The sequence below is a fragment of the Actinomadura kijaniata NBRC 14229 genome, from assembly GCF_001552175.1.
Lineage (GTDB): Bacteria > Actinomycetota > Actinomycetes > Streptosporangiales > Streptosporangiaceae > Spirillospora > Spirillospora kijaniata.
Map to the genome: position 1 here is coordinate 1 of NZ_BCQR01000313.1, position 3,820 is coordinate 3,820.

General features: G+C 75.7%; 3 protein-coding genes. All 3 read right to left on the reverse strand.

Annotated features, from left to right (window positions below; all coding sequences use genetic code 11):
- Positions 1 to 463 precede the first annotated feature (463 nt).
- The 3 genes from AKI01S_RS48290 to AKI01S_RS48300 all read right to left on the reverse strand — a co-directional run bounded on the left by AKI01S_RS48290 (position 464) and on the right by AKI01S_RS48300 (position 3,727).
- On the reverse strand, positions 464 to 1,600 hold the full coding sequence (locus AKI01S_RS48290) for an epoxide hydrolase family protein (protein ID WP_067833816.1): 1,137 nt from the start codon (positions 1,598 to 1,600) through the stop codon (positions 464 to 466).
- A gap of 260 nt (positions 1,601 to 1,860) precedes the next feature.
- Positions 1,861 to 2,472, reverse strand: a complete 612-nt coding sequence (locus tag AKI01S_RS48295) for an NAD(P)H-dependent oxidoreductase (protein WP_067833810.1) — start codon at positions 2,470 to 2,472, stop codon at positions 1,861 to 1,863.
- Between the two features lie 43 nt (positions 2,473 to 2,515).
- Entirely contained in the window at positions 2,516 to 3,727 is a 1,212-nt protein-coding gene (locus AKI01S_RS48300) for an MFS transporter (RefSeq protein ID WP_067833813.1), read from the reverse strand.
- Between the last annotated feature and the right edge of the window lie 93 nt (positions 3,728 to 3,820).

A 3,820-nucleotide genomic window follows, 5' to 3' on the forward strand; every position in this document is an offset into this window, starting at 1 on the left:
CTCCGCCCCCACATCCCGGTAGGGGACTCCGTCCCCTACAACCCCTCGTGGGGCTCCGCCCTTACAACCTCGGCGGGCCTTCACACCGCACCCCCGGCAGGGCTTTGCCCCGCATGCCCGGCGGGCCTTCACCCCGCACGCCCGGCAGGGCTCCGTCCCCCACACCCTCGGCAGGGGTGCTGTCCCCGCACCCCCTTTGTCGGGCTTCGCCCCCACACCCCTTCGTGGGGCTTTGCCCCTACGCCCCCGGCGCCGAGACGACGTGAGCGCCGGGGGCGGGCCAGGTCGGGCGAGCCCGGATCCCGGATTGCGGCGCGTGTTCGGTGGCCCACGCCGTGACCGTCCCCGGGCGGACGCGGGAGTGCCTCGCGTCCCTGTCTGGTGGGGGCGGTCTTTCGCGCTCGTGGGGAACGGCGGGGCGCATGAGGTCCGCGTGCGACCCCGCCGGGGCCTGCCGGGCGGGTCAGCGGACCAGCCGGAAGAACGCGCGGACGTCGGCGACCAGCAGGTCCGGCGCTTCCATCGCGGCGAAGTGGCCGCCCCGGTCGAACTCCGACCAGTGGATCACGTTGTGCTCGCGTTCGGCGACGCGACGGACCCCGGTGTCGCCCGGGAAGACCGCCACCCCGGCGGGAACGTCGGACTTCTCGACGGGGCGGCCCCAGTCGGCCGCGCTCTCCTTGTAGAGGCGGGCGGACGACCCCGCGGTGCCGGTGAGCCAGTAGATGGTGACGTCGGTGAGCATCTGGTCGCGGTCCACGGCCTGGTCGGGGAGGTCGTGAGCGGGGTCGGTCCACTCCTTGAACTTCTCCACGATCCAGGCCAGCTGGCCGGCGGGGGAGTCATGCAGGCCGAAGGCCAGGGTCTGCGGGCGGGTGGCCTGGATCACGGCGTAGCCCGAGGAGTCCTGGTCCGAGTAGCCGGCCAGCCGGGTCCGCTCCGCCTCGGTGAGACCCTCCAGCTCGCCGGGGGCGAAGGTCGGGAAGCCGAGCGCGCCGTTGACGTGGACGCCGACGACGCTGTCCGGGGCGACGCGGCCGAGTTCGGGGGAGACCACCGCGCCGGTGTCGCCTCCCTGGGCCCCGTACCGGTCGTAGCCGAGGCGGCTCATCAGCTCGGCCCAGGCGCGGGCCACCCGCCGCACGTTCCAGCCGATCTCGCGGGTGGGGCCGGAGAAGCCGAAGCCGGGGAGGGAGGGCGCCACCACGTGGAAGGCGTCGGCCGGGTCGCCCCCGTGGGCGCGGGGGTCGGTGAGCGGGCCGATGACCTTCATGAACTCGGCGATCGAACCGGGCCAGCCGTGCGTGAGGACCAGCGGGAGCGCGTCCGGCTCGGGGGAGCGGACGTGCAGGAAGTGGATGTTCTGCCCGTCGATCTCGGTGGTGAACTGCGGGTACTCGTTGAGCGCCGCCTCCTGCGCGCGCCAGTCGTACACCGTCCGCCAGTACTCGGCCAGCTCCCTGGCATAGGAGGACGGGACGCCGTACGACCAGCCGGTGCCGGGCGGCTCGTCCGGCCAGCGGGTGCGGGCCAGCCGGGCGCGGAGGTCGTCCAGGTCGGCCTGCGGAATGTCGATGCGGAACGGATTGATCTTCGCCATGTCCACGACGCTAGGAGCGACCTAGGACGGTTCCGCTCCTAGGTCGGCGCGGGATTGACGGTGGGGCGGACACCTCGGCGCGGCTCGGCGTCATGATGCGGACCGTACGGGGGCCTGGACCGGCTGTTCGCCGCATGCCTCCGCCCGGCGCGCCGGGCGGAGGCGTCCGCGGGGCTCGTGGCACCGACGCGCACCGTCCCGCGCGTTCCGGGGCCGAGGACGCGGTGAAGGGGAACGCCGGTGACGGCGCGATCCGGCGTTCAGGCCCGGCTGGTCGGCTGGTCGAGGAGCGCGGCGGCCTGTTCGCGGGCCTGGCGGAGCCATTCGGTCCGCTGGGCTTCGGTGGAGTCGGTGACGGTGCGGAAGACGGTGCGCCTCACGTCGGTGATGCCGACGTAGGGCAGCACGCACGCGGCCCAGATCTGCTGGAGCGGGTCGCCGAACTCCTCGCGTTCGCGGTCCTCGGGGGTGTCGGAGGTGTTGAGCACCAGCGCGCGTCCGGCCTTCAGCAGTCCGGCGGGTTCCCCGTCGGCGGTGCCGAGCTTGTAGGCGACGCCGGGGGCCAGGACCCGCTGCACCCACCCGGTCAGGACGGCCGGGGGCATGCCCCACCAGTTGGGGTGGACGAAGACCATGGCGTCGAGCGCGGCGACCTCCCGCCGGTGCGCCTCGACCCGCGCGTCGACGGAGGAGCCCGCGTCCTGGACGGTCCCGGTCTCGGCGGCCGTCAGTGCCGGGTCGAACCCCTCGGCGCACAGGTCGTGCGCGAGCACCTCGCATCCGCGTCCGCGCAGCTCGTCGACGACGGCGTCGGACAGGGCGTGGTTGAAGCTGCCCGGCCGGGGGTGGGCCAGGTACACGGCGATACGCATGATCGTTCTCCTCGGGTCGGGGGCGATCATAGGGGTCGGCTCGTCATCCCGGCGGCCGGGACGCCGGGCGCTTTCCCTCCGACCCGGCGCCTTCGGGGGATCGGGCGGCGAGGCGGTGCGCGATCTCCGACAGCGCGACGGCGGCCACGGCGACCACGGCCGCGAGCGGGCCGAGCAGGTGCGCGCCGGTCCAGGCGATCCCGGCGGCCCCCAGCACCCCCGACAGCGAGATCGCGAGGTAGAGGACGGCGGCGTTCAGCGACACCAGGACCGGGGCCGCCGCCGGGTTCAGGGCGATCAGGCGGGTCTGCTGCGGGGTGGTCACGGCGTAGGCGGTCAGCGCGTAGCCGACCGTCATCGGCAGCGCCAGCCCGTACGACCCCCGGGCCAGCGGCAGGAGCAGCAGCGCCACCACCAGCAGCGCCAGCGCCCCGGTCACCACCGCGCGCCCGCCCAGGCGGTCGGCCAGCGTTCCGGCGACGTGGTTGGCGAGCGTTCCGGCGACGCCGAACACCAGCAGCAGGACGGCCAGGCGGTCCCCGTCGCCGCCGGTCGCGGGCGCGAAGACGGCCGCGACGTAGGTGTAGGGAACATAGATCGCGGTGAACCCGGCCAGGGTGGTGGCCAGCAGCGCCAGCGCCCGGCGGTCGCGCAGCGGCGCCAGCCGCCCGCCCGGTCCCGCGGGGGCCGTGGCGACCCGGCCCGGCACCAGGGCCAGCACCCCGGCCGCGCCGAGGACCGTCAGCGCCACCAGGAACCACACCGTCGCCCGCCAGCCCAGCGCGTCGCCCAGCGCGGTGCCGAGGGGCGCGCCGAACGCGGTGGCCGCGGCGAAGCCGGTGGTGACCGTGGCGATCGCCCGGCCCCGGCGGTCGGCGGGGACCAGGGCCGCCGCCGTCACCGACGCGGCCGGCACGAACAGTCCCGCGCCCGCCGCCGCCACGACCTGGCCCGCCAGCACCAGCGCGAACGACGGGGCGAGCGCGGTGGCGACGTTGCCCACCAGATGGACGCCGAGCGCCGCCAGCAGCACCCGGCGGCGCGGCCAGGCGGCGGTGAACGCGCCCAGCACCGGGGCCAGCACGGCGCACGCCAGCGCGAACACCGTCACCACCTGCCCGGCGGCGCCGATCGACACCGCGAACGCGCGGCTCAGCTCCGGCAGGATGCCCGCCAGCACGAACTCGTCGGTCCCGACCGCGAACACTCCCAGGCCGAGCGCCGGGACGCCCCAGCGCGCGCCGCGGCCGTTCACCGGGCCCCGCCCCGCAGCGCGACGCGTCCGGCCAGCCACGACACCGCGAGCCCGGCCACGGCGCACCCGGCCGCCGCCTCGGCCACCGCCGCG

What these genes read in the sequence shown, in the direction of transcription:
- AKI01S_RS48290 (WP_067833816.1), bottom strand. Translation starts at nt 1,600, where the DNA reads ATGGCGAAGATCAATCCGTTCCGCATCGACATTCCGCAGGCCGACCTG.
- AKI01S_RS48295 (WP_067833810.1), bottom strand. Translation starts at nt 2,472, where the DNA reads ATGCGTATCGCCGTGTACCTGGCCCACCCCCGGCCGGGCAGCTTCAAC.